At 36.0% G+C, this 14,878-nt stretch carries 14 protein-coding genes; 13 read left to right on the forward strand and 1 reads right to left on the reverse strand.

Annotated elements, in window-relative coordinates:
* The first annotated feature begins 130 nt into the window (after window positions 1-130).
* The 12 genes from ACTJIV_RS12840 to ACTJIV_RS12895 all read left to right on the forward strand — a co-directional run bounded on the left by ACTJIV_RS12840 (window position 131) and on the right by ACTJIV_RS12895 (window position 12,269).
* A complete protein-coding gene (locus ACTJIV_RS12840; RefSeq protein WP_440627918.1) occupies window positions 131-1,642 on the forward strand; it encodes a hypothetical protein in 1,512 nt (503 codons plus the stop codon).
* Between the two features lie 10 nt (window positions 1,643-1,652).
* Window positions 1,653-2,231 (forward strand): DUF6705 family protein, encoded by a 579-nt coding sequence (locus tag ACTJIV_RS12845; protein WP_440627920.1) that lies wholly within the window; start codon window positions 1,653-1,655, stop codon window positions 2,229-2,231.
* Between the two features lie 24 nt (window positions 2,232-2,255).
* A complete protein-coding gene (locus ACTJIV_RS12850; protein WP_440627922.1) occupies window positions 2,256-2,840 on the forward strand; it encodes a DUF6705 family protein in 585 nt (194 codons plus the stop codon).
* Between the two features lie 128 nt (window positions 2,841-2,968).
* Entirely contained in the window at window positions 2,969-3,637 is a 669-nt protein-coding gene (locus ACTJIV_RS12855; protein ID WP_111953124.1) for an ABC transporter ATP-binding protein, read from the forward strand.
* Between the two features lie 16 nt (window positions 3,638-3,653).
* Window positions 3,654-4,232: a murein L,D-transpeptidase catalytic domain-containing protein gene (locus tag ACTJIV_RS12860; RefSeq protein ID WP_440627924.1), complete on the forward strand. Its 579-nt coding sequence runs from the start codon at window positions 3,654-3,656 to the stop codon at window positions 4,230-4,232.
* Window positions 4,233-4,266: 34 nt separating this feature from the next.
* On the forward strand, window positions 4,267-4,944 hold the full coding sequence (gene radC, locus ACTJIV_RS12865; protein WP_111953128.1) for a RadC family protein: 678 nt from the start codon (window positions 4,267-4,269) through the stop codon (window positions 4,942-4,944).
* Entirely contained in the window at window positions 4,941-5,852 is a 912-nt protein-coding gene (locus tag ACTJIV_RS12870; protein ID WP_440627926.1) for a hypothetical protein, read from the forward strand. Before radC ends, ACTJIV_RS12870 begins: the two co-directional genes overlap by 4 nt.
* Window positions 5,853-5,944: 92 nt before the next feature.
* A complete protein-coding gene (locus tag ACTJIV_RS12875) occupies window positions 5,945-6,877 on the forward strand; it encodes a phytanoyl-CoA dioxygenase family protein (protein WP_111953132.1) in 933 nt (310 codons plus the stop codon).
* An 84-nt stretch (window positions 6,878-6,961) separates the two neighbouring features.
* Window positions 6,962-8,125 (forward strand): hypothetical protein, encoded by a 1,164-nt coding sequence (locus ACTJIV_RS12880; protein ID WP_440627927.1) that lies wholly within the window; start codon window positions 6,962-6,964, stop codon window positions 8,123-8,125.
* A gap of 24 nt (window positions 8,126-8,149) precedes the next feature.
* The gene (locus tag ACTJIV_RS12885; protein WP_440627929.1) at window positions 8,150-8,662 is read left to right on the forward strand and encodes a hypothetical protein; all 513 of its coding nucleotides are present in this window, start codon (window positions 8,150-8,152) and stop codon (window positions 8,660-8,662) included.
* A gap of 16 nt (window positions 8,663-8,678) precedes the next feature.
* Window positions 8,679-9,290 carry an inorganic pyrophosphatase gene (locus ACTJIV_RS12890; protein WP_111953138.1) on the forward strand — a complete coding sequence of 204 codons (612 nt, stop codon included), beginning with the start codon at window positions 8,679-8,681 and terminating at the stop codon, window positions 9,288-9,290.
* Window positions 9,291-9,533: 243 nt separating this feature from the next.
* Window positions 9,534-12,269: a sodium-translocating pyrophosphatase gene (locus ACTJIV_RS12895; protein WP_223559642.1), complete on the forward strand. Its 2,736-nt coding sequence runs from the start codon at window positions 9,534-9,536 to the stop codon at window positions 12,267-12,269.
* Window positions 12,270-12,393: 124 nt separating this feature from the next.
* Here the strand turns inward: ACTJIV_RS12895 and ACTJIV_RS12900 are convergent, their stop codons facing one another.
* Window positions 12,394-13,533: an aminotransferase class I/II-fold pyridoxal phosphate-dependent enzyme gene (locus ACTJIV_RS12900; protein ID WP_440627932.1), complete on the reverse strand. Its 1,140-nt coding sequence runs from the start codon at window positions 13,531-13,533 to the stop codon at window positions 12,394-12,396.
* A gap of 88 nt (window positions 13,534-13,621) precedes the next feature.
* On the opposite strand from ACTJIV_RS12900, the gene ACTJIV_RS12905 reads away from it, so the two are divergent.
* Complete coding sequence (locus tag ACTJIV_RS12905) at window positions 13,622-14,674, forward strand: M28 family metallopeptidase (protein ID WP_440627934.1); 1,053 nt, start codon at window positions 13,622-13,624, stop codon at window positions 14,672-14,674.
* Window positions 14,675-14,878: the final 204 nt, after the last annotated feature.

A 14,878-nucleotide genomic window follows, 5' to 3' on the forward strand; every position in this document is an offset into this window, starting at 1 on the left:
TGAACAAATATAATTTTTTTTCGAACATAATGATGCATCAGAAATAGGGCATTGCTATTTTATTTTTTTCTCACATCTTTGGGAGTATAAATTTTTATTATATTTAACAACTTAAAAACACAAACAATCCATGAGAAAAAATTTAGTTCTCCGGCTATTTCTATTGATAGCCTTCAGCATTTCGCTGTACTCCTGCCGGACAGAAGAGGAGCTGAACCCCAAAAACGGTGAAGCCGGAAATTTGCGGTATGGCATATCCAAAGAAGTCTTTATGGGAAGTTTATTTGTCACAGGTCTGAAAAGCAACAGCTCCAAAAATGTAGCCTCTGCCCTCACAGCAGAAGAGCTGGTAGAAAGACTGGACTTGGAAAAAGCCCACTTGAATTCCAATAATGGGAAAGAAGTTTTTCATGTGCCTGTAAGAACATTTGGAAGCTACAAAAGGTCGCTCCTGTCTATATCTGGAAACGGAAACTCCATGGCTGTTCTATTGACCTATCCCAATCCGGAAGATCAAAGGCTTTTTTATATAACGGACCTCAACGGAAACCTTCTGAAGGAAGTGAAGATAGGAGACGATGGGAAAGAACTTCCAGCTTCTCCCACTTCAAAGAAATCCAGCATAGCGGGCAAAAGTGATGATTTATGTGAGGAAGTAGTGTATGAAACCTGTAGTTCAGGGCAGCACAGTTTTGAAACAGGAAATGCATATCAATGCGAGTTTTGGCATAACCTACAGGGAGGTACGCCTCCAAAATTATTTAAAATAAACGGCATATGTGGCGGAACAGGAAGTGGTGGCGGTGGAACACCGATAGGTGGGGATGGATCTTCAGGCGGACATCCGGCAGGCGGAAGCAGTACTTCCCCTGTAGGTGGTGGAGGCCCTCCCAAATATGATTTTACCTCAGCTGATTGTGTACAAAATCTGGACTGTGAAAACTGTAATATACCGGGTGATACTAACAATGACTGTAAGCTGAGTTATGATGAAGCAATAGCCTTTAATGATAATCCTTGTGAGAAAACAAAAAGTATTGTGAATAATGTCACATCTAAACCTGCAATAGATGGTATGAAAAATCAATCAGGGTTGCCTCCATCAGATCCTAATTACGGAGAAATTGGATATAAATTTCAGGCAGACGGAACTCCATCTGCAAAAATTATAGGAGGTGCCCACAGTGTGAATTTTGGTGATAAGACAGGGTATGCCGGAGGTTATCACAATCATACTCTTGCAGGAATACCTATGCTTTCTGTTCCGGATATAGATCAGCTTTTAGGCTTTGCAAGAGCACAAGGGAATTATGGAACTCCAAGTAATGCATTTTTAGGAATGGTTGCACCTAATGGCATGCATTATGTAATCTTGTTTAACGGAACTTATCTGGATGCGTTGACAAATTTTTCACAAGAGCAATTAGACGAATATACAGACAAATATCAAACTAGATATGGAATGCACAAGCCAGCTAGTGGTAATATGAGTAATGAAGCGATTGAAAATTTTTTTTTGAAAAGCCTTAAAGATATGGGATTAGATGGAAAAATAAATTTGCAAAGAATAGAAAATGATGGAACCATAAAAACAGTCACTAAAAATAATGATGGAACTACAACAGCTGTTCCTTGTCCCTAAAAACAATATTATGAATAAAATAATTATAAAATTGACATTTACGTTTGTATTTTTTTGCATTTTTTCTTGCAAAGCACAACAAACTTATCCTCTTAATACCGATTTTGAAGAAATACCACAAGGTTCTTATTTAAAAGATTTAAATAATGAATTAACATCCTATACAGGGGAATATAAAGCTAATTTTCAAGGAAACGAAATTTTATTATTTATTAGCAATGAAACAATGAAATTTTTTAAGTCATTAAACATTTATCAAGATGTACTATCAGTTAGATACATTGTTAAAAATTCAGCTGGAAATATCCTTCAAAATACACAAAATATGATTTTTGAACCTAATCAACTTCGACATACAATATATAGTCACGGAACATATCCTAGCAAAAATATTGTATGGTTTAATTACGGAGGTACAAATTGTAAGGTTGGTTGGGGAAGTATAGAACTAAAGAAAATAAATTCTACGCAAATTTCATGGGAATATAGGCCCAATGATATTATACTTGATGACAGCAGATGTCCTCCGGGAACAGATATAAATATTTATCTTCCTGAAACAAAGGACTTAATTTTTACTAAGCAATAAAATAAATTTTTCAAATAATAAGATATGAAAAATTTATATTCTCAAATATTTCTATTAATATTATTAGTGACCAGTATTTTTTATTCTGCTCAAAAAAGAATACTTCCATTAGATACAACTCCAAAAGACAGTATAAAAGCTGGTGATTATTTGAAAGATATTGATAATGATTATAAACCTTTTGTCGGAGATTGGAAGGCTGGTTTTGATAATATGACAATTCTTCTTAGAATACGAAAAGTTTCTAAGATGCTTTCAGAAGAAGGCTTTAGGGAAGATAAGAGAGAATATTTTGAAGATGTACTTATCATGCAGCATGTCATTTTAGATTCAGCAGGAAATGTTATTGAAGATTATTTTTCACCTAATCTTAAAGTATATAAAATTTTATCTCAAAGATATAGTAAAGTTAGAAAAACGGCATTTTTTTACTATTCAGGAGCAAACTGCGGGTCAGGAGCCGGCGGAGTAGATCTAAGTATGGTAGATTCAACACACTTTACATGGAGCTATACAGGAATCTGCGGAGTTTGGGGCGGCTGTCCGAAGAACACAGATCTTACAGTACATATACCTACGAAAAGAGGATTAATATTTACAAAAATGTAAAGCAACTCTTTATTGAAAATAAAATCAAGATAAGGCTAGGAGAAAATAATTAATTTTCACAAAACAATAAAATAAAAAACCGCTGAAAAGCGGTTTTTTATTTGCAGGTAAATCACTATTTTTGAATCATGATTAAAGCGAGTAATGTCCATAAATTTTATGGAAATTTAGAAGTACTGAAAGGAGTTGATATTCACATTAAAACAGGTGAAGTGGTTTCTATTGTAGGCGAATCCGGGGCAGGGAAGTCTACGTTGCTTCAGATCTTGGGAACGCTGGATCATCCCAGCAATTCCAATAAATACAACACCGAAATCAGCATTGCAGGAGAGTCTTTCATTAATATGAATGATAAGCAGCTTTCCAAATTCAGAAACCAGAATATCGGTTTTGTCTTTCAGTTCCATCAGCTTCTTCCGGAATTTACTGCTTTAGAAAATGTTTTGCTTCCGACAAAAATTGGAGGTGCCAATGAAAAGGAGGCCTTAGATAAAGCATATGCCTTATTTGAAGACCTTAAAATAGAACAGAGACTGCATCATAAGCCCAACCAATTATCGGGTGGAGAAGCACAAAGGGTAGCCGTAGCAAGAGCGCTGATCAATTCTCCCAAGATTATTTTTGCAGATGAGCCTACAGGAAACTTAGACTCAAAAAATGCGGATGATCTTCACAGGTTATTTTTTGATCTTAGAGATAAATACAACCAGACTTTTGTTATTGTAACCCACAACCCAAACCTTGCCGAGATCACAGACCGTAAACTAGTTATGAAAGATGGAATGATCATCGAATAAAAATCATCTTACCTCAATGAAAAAATTTATTTTCCTGTTCCTTTTTATGATTTCCTGCTCCAAAGCTGAGTCTCAGAAAAGTAATGCTTCCGGTAGTCTTCCGGCAGCAAAGGTCCTGGAAATTAAAAATTTTGTGAAAGAGAAGAGCTATAACCAGGATATTGCTGTTTTTATCAATTTTAGGATTCATTCTGGAAAGTACCGTTACTTTGTTTATGATCTGAAAAACAATAAAATATTGCAGAAAGCAATTGTTTCACATGGTTCAGGTTCGGTTATTAAGAATTCAGATGTTTTGAAATTCAGCAATATAGAAGGATCCTACCAGTCTTCACTGGGAAAGTATGAAATTCTGAACAGCTATAACGGAAAATTTGGAAAAGCTTACAGGCTAAACGGTCTGGATACTGATAACAGCAATGCGATGCAAAGGGCAATAGTCCTGCATTCTTTCGGATGCATTCCGGATCAGGAATCTCCGACACCTGCCTGCTTAAGCTTAGGATGTCCTATGCTCTCTGCCAATGCATTAGTACTGACTGCAAAATATCTCGACAAGTCAAAATATCCGGTGATATTGTATGCATTTTATTAAATTGATTCCTTATTTATAACTTTATAACACACAAATGACCATAAAATTTCTTGCCGAAGACGATAGGCCCAGAGAAAAATTTTTGCTGAAAGGAAAGAATTCCCTTTCCGATTCTGAACTTCTGGCGATCATTATGGGTAGCGGAAGTAAGGACGAGAGTGCATTGGAGTTAGCAAGAAAAATCCTTGCTTCAGTAAACAACAGCTGGCACCAGTTGAGCCTTCTTTCCAATAAAGAACTTATGAAATTCAAAGGAATTGGGCAGGTAAAAGCTGTTTCCATCATTGCTGCATTAGAAATAGGAAAGAGAAGAACCGTTCAGGAAATACCTGAGAAAGCTGTGATATCTAATAGTGATGATGCATATTTTATCCTTAAAAACCAGTTATCAGATTTAAGAACTGAAGAATTCTGGGCAATATTCCTGAATCAAAGCAATAAGGTAATTCATATCTCACAACTGACACAGGGTGGTATAAACCAGTCAATCGTAGATGTAAGAATTTTGTTTAAAACAGCCTTGGACCATTTTTCAACAGGAATTATTATCGCGCACAATCATCCGTCGGGAAGCCTGAAACCCAGTAAAGAGGATATCAACATTACCAAAAAAATAAATGAGGCAGGGAAGACATTAAGCATACAGCTTTTAGACCATATCATTGTGACGCAGGATGCCTACTTTAGTTTCTCAGATGAAGGATTATTATGATTAGAAGACTGAAATATAACGAGATTGATTTTAAAAAATATACTGACTGTCTGGAAAAGTCAGAACAGAAGAAATATTCAGCATCAAAAAGCTTTTTAGATGTGACGACGGATAAGCAATGGGATGTTTTGGTGCATAATGATTATAATGCTGTAATGCCTGTTCCTTTTATCCTCAAAAAAGGAATTAAAATTGTGCATAATCCGTTGATATGCCAACAGCTTGGCGTTTTTTCAGAAAAAGATGATAAGAAGCTCAACGAAAAGTTTTTGTATTTTCTCCAGAAAAATTACCTGATAAGAGCTTATCATTTTAATGAAACCAATAGTTTCGATTCAAAGCTAAAGACAAAGAAGAATTTTCTTTTATATCCTAATGAATATGCTAAAGTATTTGCTAAATATTCTCCCAAAAGAAAAAGAAAACTGAGATTGGATGATGAAGTGACGGAAAATTCAGAGCTTAAGGAAATACAGTACAAAGAAGCAGAAACTTTCATAAAAAACAATGTGATAGGGCTGGATAAAGAGCATGATACAGACACTCTACTGAAAACGCTTGAGACATTTCATGCATCAAAGCATTTAAAATTTCTGGCCTTTTATTATCATCACGAAATCACTAATATGATCGCCATTTATTCGGATTACGATACCATTGCTCTTTTAGGAACTTTTAATGATAAAAAATATATTAAAATGGCCGGGGCATCTACACTTATTGATCACGTAATCAAAGAGAATATTGAAAATTTTATTTTTGATTTTGAAGGAGGAAACCTTCCGAGTATTGAGGAGTTTTTCAGAGGCTTCCGACCGGAATTAAAACACTACGCAGTTATAGAAAATTCTAAAAAGACATTGATCAGGGATTTTGCCCGTTTTCTAATGAGAGGTAAACTTTCTTAAGATGAATATCATGTCTATTTTCGTTATTTAGAATGATTTTAATTAAATATTATTCCGTACCTTTATAAAGTATTTATCCTAATAATCCAGCCATGCTAAAGCAGATCCGTTATTATAAACTGCCCTATATTATTTATAATTTTTTTAATAAGAAGAAATTACAGCATAATATCCCCTTGTATAAAAAGTATGGCCTCAAAAAAAACTACTATTCCAGCATTTCCAGCACTGATTTTGCCCATCTTCCTGCTTCAAAAAGAGGAATAGACCAGAATAGACTTGTTGACACTACGTTTTTCAAAGAACTCAATGCTGAAAATAAACAAAGTGCCCTTCAGTATGATGAAAACGGATATATGATTGTAAGAAATTTCATTAGTCCAGATGATGCAGACAGGATCAATAATGAAATTGAAAAGCTGATGGAAAATGGCACCCTGAAATTTATTTACGGAGGAAAGCTGATGTTTGCCATTCATCATTCTGAAATCATTAAAAATATTGGAAATGATAAGAACCTGCTGGATTTTCTGTCTGTCCTTTTAGATGGCAAGGCAAAGCTTTTCCAGAGTATCAACTTCATTAATGGCAGCCAGCAGAAAACGCATTCTGACAGTATTCATATGACGACTTATCCTCTAGGCGGGCTTTTAGGAGTATGGATTGCATTAGAGGATGTGGATGAAACCAATGGTGCACTACATTATATTCCTAAAAGTCATAAACTTCCTTATTTTCTTAATTCTGATTATGAGAATGAAGGTAGTGCATTTAAAATCGGTAAAAAAAGCTACCGTGCCTATGAAGAGTTTTTGGAATCTAAAGTCAGAGAACTTGGTCTGAAAAAAGAAATATTTAAAGCAAAAAAAGGGGATATGCTAATATGGCATGCCAATATCCTTCACGGTGGAGAACCACATACAGACAAAAACAAAACCAGAAAAAGCCTTGTATATCACTTTTTTGATGAAAACAGTGTATGTTATCATGAAGTAACGCAAAGACCTGCACTATTTGAATTGTAATTACTATAAAAATACCTGAATAATAGCAGCTGAAAGAATAGTTTTTTTACTTTTGCATCCTTAACAGAATAAACTCAAACGCAGATGAAAAAAACTGGAAATATTCTTGTTTTTATTTTTTCGATCTATGTATGCCTGATGTCCTACTATTTGTATACCCATCAGTATTATAATGCAGATTTAGAAGCCTACATGGGCCTTATTTACAAAACCGAACATTCTGATCTTAAAATAGAAGATATTCATAAAAAAGTTTATACAGAATTAAAAAATATAAATCCTAAACTTTCTGAAATTTCCAAAGCTGAAGAAATTGCAATAGGGGGAAACACTTATTATTATACGCTGTCAAAAAATCCCAAGGCTTATGAAGAAGAACTTCAGCTGTTCTCTGTGAAACCATTTTATAATTTTGTGAACCTGATGTTTTATAAATTAGGTTTTAATGTTTTAACCTCAATAACTTTAACCTCAATATTTTCTTATGTTTTTATCATTACTTTAATATTTGGGTTCCTGATCAGGATTTTAAAGAATTACCCTTTAGCATTCATTATAACGGTTATTATTTCATTATTCAAACCTCTTTTGGAGGCAAGCCGGTATGCTTCGGCAGACAGTTTAGCCTGTTTAATGCTTCTGTTAAGTTTTTATACCTTTATAATTAAGAAAAATCATCTTGCAGCAACAGTTTTTGCGATGCTCTGTGTTTTAACAAGACCGGAATATTTTATTTTATATTCACTTCTTTATATTCTGATTTATTTTTATAAAAACACCCTTCAGATTAAAACAGCGCAAGTATTTTTATCTTACGGATATATCTTCCTTTCCTTTTTTCTGATCCAGTATTTCAATCAGATTTCATGGTCTGTTTTATTTATGAATCAGTTTACAAAAGTTCAGATTTATCCGATATCGAATCCTGATCCGTTCTATTTTCCGGATTATCTGAATTTTATAAAAAAAACAATGATGCTGGACTTTAACGGATCATATTTCCCGCTGCTTTTATTGTTTATCTTTATTATTCTGGCCAATAAATTTTCTTTGAACAGCAAAAAAAGCTGGGCTCAATGCTTGTTTTTCGGAGCTGTTTATGCAGCAGTTTTTGTAAGATATCTGGTTTTTCCAAGCCTGGCCAACAGAATGATGATAGGTTTTTATCTGATCATTGTTCTGTCTCTCATCTATATTCAGAATTCTAAGACTGATATATTTAAAAACTCTTTAGAAGCCGGAAAATAATTAGTAATTTTGCGGTCTAAAATTATGGCTAATTTTTCAGGATATCTACCGTATGCTTTTGCATTAATTATCGCAATTCCTTTTTTGGTTTTGCTGAGACAATTCGTACACTCGTACATTACCCTTAAAAATCAGGAGATCAAGCTTCTTTCCGTGAAATCAAACGCTGAAAACAAAGCACATTCCTATGAAAGAATGACCCTCTTTTTAGAAAGAATAAAACCGTCGAATATCATCCAGAAATTTGATAAAGGTCTGGCAGTACACGAGTTTATTTTCCTTACAGAAAAAACCATTAATGAGGAGTTTGAGTATAATTCTTCACAACAGCTGTATATTACAAAAGGCTCATGGAAGAATATTGTAGACTCAAAAAATGCTTTGATCGATTTACTTCATAAAACATATGATGGTCTGAATGGAAATGCAGATCTTGAAGAGTTCAAAACCATTTTCATTATGAACTATATGGAAGGCGATGACTATATTGCTGCTACCATAGAAGACCTTAGAAGAGAAATTTTAATTTTAACTTAAAAATAACAAATAAATAATGATTCCAAATTTTAAAGCACATCCATGGCATGGGGTTTCTGCAGGAGAAGATGCGCCAAATGTTGTAAACGTATTCGTGGAAATCGTTCCTTCAGATACTATTAAATATGAAGTAGATAAAGAAACAGGATTTTTGAAGGTTGACAGACCTCAGAAATTTTCCAATATTATTCCCGCTTTATACGGATTTGTTCCAAGAACATACTGCCATAATGAAGTTATGAAATTAGCTGTAGAAGCTGGCGCTGATGATGTGACGGAAGGTGATCATGATCCGCTTGATATCTGTGTGTTAAGCTCTCACAATATTCATTCAGGAGGATTATTAATGGAAGCTATTCCAATCGGTGGATTCAAAATGATCGATGGAGGAGAAGCAGATGACAAAATTGTTGCTGTAATGATTGGTGACCACGCTTTTGGACATTTCAGAGATATTTCTGAACTTCCGGAAGCTGAAGTGAAAAGATTAATGCACTACTTCTTAACGTATAAAAATTTACCGGATGAGCCTGCAAAATGTAGAATTCATGAGGTATATGGAGCTGAGCATGCTAAAAAAGTGATCAAAGCTTCTCAAAAAGATTACGCAGAAAAATTCGGAGGCTAAAAAATAGCATTCCCAACTCATAATAAAGGCAGATGAATTTCATCTGCCTTTATTTGTTTAATAAGCATCTTTTTTGATAGAGGATAAAAACTTAAATATATTAATGCTTTCCAGGAATAGCACCTTTTTATGCCGTTTCAAATTTTCAGAAAATATATTATAGAATCAGACTTAATAAAACCATAGAATTTTTGTTATATTTATAAAACTAATTACTATTTATTAATATTAAAATAATAAACTATGGATTTGTTCTATTTAATTCCGGTTTTCGGCGTTGTCGCCTTATTGTATACTTTCCTGCAGAGTAACTGGGTAAGTAAGCAGAATGCCGGGAATGAAAAAATGAAAATAATCAGCGGACATATTGCTGACGGTGCAATGGCTTTTCTAAAGGCCGAGTACAAGATTTTAACCTATTTCGTAGTGGTGGTTGCGATATTACTCGCTGTGATGGGATCCAGTAATTCCAATTCCCACTGGAGTATTGGGGTTGCTTTTGCCGTGGGAGCTGTATTTTCTGCACTGGCAGGATTTATCGGAATGAAAATCGCAACAAAAGCCAATGTAAGAACAGCAGAAGCCGCAAGAACATCACTTTCCAAAGCTCTGAAAGTTTCTTTTACCGGAGGTTCCGTTATGGGAATGGGAGTGGCCGGATTGGCAGTTCTGGGGTTAGGTGCTCTTTTTCTGATCATTAAACAGATTTTCGCTCCTGATGCAACAGTAGATTCCCATGAAATGGAAAGGACCATTGAAATTCTTACAGGATTTTCTCTTGGGGCAGAATCCATCGCTCTTTTTGCAAGAGTAGGTGGTGGTATCTATACAAAAGCTGCAGATGTTGGAGCTGACCTTGTCGGAAAAGTGGAAGCGGGAATTCCTGAGGATGATCCAAGGAATCCAGCCACTATTGCTGATAACGTAGGTGACAATGTAGGAGATGTAGCTGGGATGGGAGCCGACCTCTTCGGATCTTATGTTGCAACAGTATTAGCGACAATGGTTTTGGGTAGAGAAACAATGTCTGATGATGCCTTCGGTGGTTTTGCACCTATCCTTCTTCCAATGCTTATTGCCGGGACAGGAATCATTTTCTCTATGATAGGAACTCTATTTGTAAGAATCAATGATAATGAAGGCTCATCTACTTCCAGCGTACAGAATGCTCTGAATTTGGGTAACTGGGGAAGTATTGTCATTACAGCGATCTCTTCTTATTTTCTGGTCACTTACCTTCTTCCCGAGAAAATGACGCTCAGAGGACACGAGTTCACTAAGATGGGTGTTTTCGGTGCTATAATGGTAGGTCTGGTAGTAGGTACTTTAATGAGCATCATTACGGAATTTTATACAGCTATGGGCAAAAGGCCTGTTTCAAGTATTGTAAGACAATCTTCTACAGGTCATGCAACAAATATTATCGGTGGTTTGGCAGTAGGGATGGAATCAACATTACTTCCTATCCTTGTATTGGCAGGAGGAATTTACGGTTCTTATTTATGTGCAGGACTTTACGGTGTGGCAATTGCAGCAGCCGGAATGATGGCCACTACTGCCATGCAGCTCGCCATTGATGCTTTTGGACCGATTGCTGATAATGCCGGAGGAATTGCTGAAATGAGTGAACTTCCAAAAGAAGTCCGTGAAAGGACAGACATCCTGGATGCTGTAGGAAATACCACAGCAGCTACAGGAAAGGGATTTGCAATTGCTTCCGCTGCATTAACGGCGCTGGCTTTATTTGCTGCCTTTGTAGGAATTGCCGGAATCGATGGAATTGATATCTACAGAGCAGATGTTCTGGCAGGTTTATTTGTGGGAGGAATGATACCGTTTATATTCTCTTCACTTGCCATTACTGCAGTAGGACAAGCAGCGATGGCCATGGTAGAAGAAGTAAGAAGACAGTTTCGTGAAATTCCGGGGATTCTGGAAGGAAAAGCACAGCCCGAATATGAGAAGTGTGTAGCCATATCAACAGATGCATCCATCAGAAAAATGATGCTTCCAGGGGCTATTGCCATTATTTCACCTTTGCTGATCGGATTTATATTCGGACCTGAAGTTTTAGGAGGATTTTTAGCCGGAGCTACCGTGAGCGGTGTTCTGATGGGGATGTTCCAGAATAATGCAGGTGGTGCCTGGGATAATGCTAAAAAGTCATTTGAAAAAGGCGTTGATATCAACGGTCAGACCTATTATAAAGGTTCAGAACCTCATAAGGCATCCGTAACCGGAGATACTGTGGGAGATCCTTTTAAAGATACTTCAGGACCATCAATGAATATCCTGATCAAATTGATGTCCATTGTTTCATTAGTTATTGCACCAACATTGGCAGTACTGCATAAAGATAAAATTGAAGCCAACAGGAAAGCGAAACTGGAAAGCCTGACAAGAGCTTATAATGCGACTTCAACTGCAACCCATACAGATCTTCAAACCGTTCCCGCTTCTCCAAAAGAAATCAAAGGACATCTTAATGAAAACGGGGATTTTGTTTATGAGACAGGAAACATTCAGGAAATAAAATTGAAAGGCGGAAAAACAATCGCTTTAGGAGAAGGAAGCAGACTGTTCCAGCTATATAATTCGGTAAATCAAAAAGATCAGACTGTCATAGATCCTAATAACTGGTATACTCTGGAAAACCTTTATTTCGAAACTGGTTCCAGTGATCTGAAAGCCGGATCAGATGCTCAGCTTAATAACCTTGCTGAAATCTTAAATGCCTATCCTGACGTGAAAATTAAATTGGGAGGGTATACAGATAATACCGGCAATGAAGAAAGCAATCAGAAATTATCGAATCTGAGAGCTCAGACTGCAAAACTGAAGCTTTTGGAGCTGGGAATTTCATCAGACAGGGTAGAGGCAGAAGGCTATGGTTCACAGCACCCGGTTTGTGAAGCGAATGACACGGATGAGTGTAAAGCAAAAAACAGAAGAATTGATGTAAGAGTTCTCGCTCTTTAAAATCAAATAACAAATATTTAAAGCACCGTCTTAGGCGGTGCTTTTTCATTGATATGAAGATTTTTTAGTTAATAATCTTCTTTATGCATAAACTATGATTCTTTGTAATGACAGGTTTCAAATATTAAAGGTTTTTCTGCAGATGTTCCAAAGCCTGGATGATCAATTCATCTTTTTTGGCAAAACTGAACCGCACATAATCGGAGTTCTGCCGTGAATTATAGAAAGTAGAAAGTGGAAGACATGCTGTTCCTTTCTCTACCGTCAGCCATTTTGAAAATTCTACATCTGTCATAGTTTTAGAAACATTCCTGAAATTAACGATCTGAAAGACGCTTCCTTCAGCCTTTTTGATAGCTTCCAAAGGTGTAAATGCAATCATTTCATTAAAAATATCTCTTTTTCGCTGCATTATATTTTTGTTTTCACTGGAATCGAATACTTCCAGATATTTAGCAAGAGCATATTGGGCAGGAGCATTCGCACTATAGGAAATATATTGCTGATGACATCTGAATTTTGAGGTAAGATATTCTGAGGCAAGTAAATAACTCACCTTCCAACCGGAAGTATGAAACATTTTTCCAAAAGAGAAGATACAGAAGGTCCTGTTTCTCAGCTCAGGATGAAGAAAAGAACTGTAATGTTCAAGTCCGTCGTAGCAATAGGTATCGTAAATTTCTTCCGAAATAAGGTAAATTTCCTGATGTCTTATCAATTCATAAAGCTGGTTCCAGTCATTTTGCTTCCAGATTGTTCCCGTAGGATTTTGTGGCGAATTAACAATAACGGCTCTTGTTTTTCCGGAAATGCATTTTTGAAAATTTTCCCAGTTTATGGTAAAATCATTATCAAGGTCATAATAAACAGGAATACCGCCATTTTGAACAACTGAAGGTGCGTAAGTATAATAGGAAGGCTGAATAATGATAACTTCATCTCCTTGATTTAGAATAGATTTAAGGGCTGTATTTAAAGCAAAAGTTGCACAGGGAACAACAGTCACCTCATTTTCTTTAAGTCTGATGCTGTTTTTACGTGCTGTGTTATAAGTAATGATATTGTTAATGAGCATCGGATTTCCTGCAAGTGGCTCATACTGATGTTTATTACAATCTACAGCCTCCTTTAAAAATGATTTTAATCGCTCATCAATATCAAAGTCGGGAAGTCCTAAAGACAGGTCAAAGCTATTATGTTTTGTAGCCAGCTCAGACATTTCCGTGAAAAAGGAATAGTGTGTAAATCCGTAAATTTTTTCCATCTATATTGCATTTATATCAAATATAAGAAAAATAGGCATCCGTTGAAGGTTAAATAAAATTTGTTATTTTTAAGCAAATTATTATTGTATGAAAAAAATACTTATCCCGTTGTTAGGGCTGGCTGTTATGGTGAGCTGCGGAACGGCGAAAACTTCTGAAGGTGCTTCGGCCCAATCCACTCAATCCGTGTCTGTAGCAAAAGGGGATAAAGCCTTTCTTGCTGCATATAAGACCATTAAATCTGATGAACTAAAGAAAAACTTATATGTGATCGCTTCCGATGAAATGGCAGGAAGAGATACCGGAAGTCCTGGACAGAAAAAAGCGGGTGAGTATATGGTTGATTATTATAAAAGCTTAGGAATTACTTCTCCAAAGGCGTTAGGTTCCTATTATCAAAAGGTTCCTGCAGAATTTATGAAGAAAAGAGGAGGCGGAAACCTTCCGGATTCTGAAAATATCCTTGCTTTCATTGAAGGAAGTGAGAAACCTGACGAAATAATAGTGATTTCTGCACATTACGACCATGTCGGAACCAAAAACGGAGTTGTTTACAACGGAGCTGATGATGATGGAAGCGGAACTGTAGCCGTTATGCAGATCGCGAAAGCATTCCAGGAAGCTAAAAGGGCTGGAAACGGGCCAAAAAGATCAATTCTATTCCTTCATGTAACAGGAGAAGAGCATGGCCTGTTCGGATCTGAGTACTATACCAGCAATCCCGTATTCCCGCTTGCCAATACTGTTGTTGACCTCAATATTGATATGATTGGGCGTGATGATGCCGCAAACCGAGGAAAACAGTATGTATATGTGATAGGTTCTGAAATGCTGAGCTCCCAGCTCAAAGTCATTAATGAAGCTGCCAACAAAAAGACGAATAATCTGGAATTAAACTATAAATACGATGATCCTGCGGATCCGGAACAGCTATATTACCGTTCAGACCATTATAATTTCGCTAAAAACAATGTTCCGGTAGCCTTTTTCTTTGACGGTATTCATGAAGATTATCATAAACCAACCGATGATCCTGAGAAAATTGATTATCCATTGCTGGAAAAAAGAGCCCAGCTGGTTTTTGCCACTGCCTGGGAAATTGCCAACAGAGCAGAAAGAATTGTAGTAGATAAAAAATAAAATATTTTATTGAATCATCACAAAACACAAGATAAAAATTGCATTAATTAATAATGCTTAAAGTTTAATAAACCAATGGTTTGTGATTTTTTAATGTGTGTTTTTTAGTAAGGTACATTTTATCGGAGATTCCTAATCAAGCATCAGGCACATAAAATTGTGCCTTTACATTAACCAACTTCAATTTTATAAAAATAGCTAACC

This window comes from Chryseobacterium sp. 22532 (assembly GCF_052044665.1).
Lineage (GTDB): Bacteria > Bacteroidota > Bacteroidia > Flavobacteriales > Weeksellaceae > Chryseobacterium > Chryseobacterium lathyri.